The organism is Flavobacterium sp. LMO6, from assembly GCF_009495795.1.
Taxonomy (GTDB): Bacteria; Bacteroidota; Bacteroidia; order Flavobacteriales; family Flavobacteriaceae; genus Flavobacterium.
Genome location: NZ_WIBH01000112.1, coordinates 1 through 224 on the forward strand (window position 1 = coordinate 1; position 224 = coordinate 224).

Genomic DNA, 224 nt, shown 5'->3' on the forward strand with positions numbered 1-224 from the left:
GCGGTTAATCATGTAATCAAGAATTTCCTCGCGGTTTTTACCGTCACGCACTAACTGGTAAGTCTTTTGCCGCATGTCAACTGCAACTATGGCATTGGAATCGGCAATGTTCTGATTTTGGCATTGCGGGCAACGCAACTCGGCTGCTAACTCAGAATAAAGCTCGCGCTGGCTATCATGATCAAATTGCAGCATGTCCTGTGCCGACACCGCTGTGCTTACAA

Annotated in this window: 1 protein-coding gene; it reads right to left on the minus strand. The window is 47.8% G+C overall.

The features are described 5' to 3' along the window. A partial coding sequence (locus GFJ99_RS13385) for a cytochrome c-type biogenesis protein (RefSeq protein ID WP_203228811.1) occupies positions 1–224 on the minus strand: 224 nt, incomplete at both ends.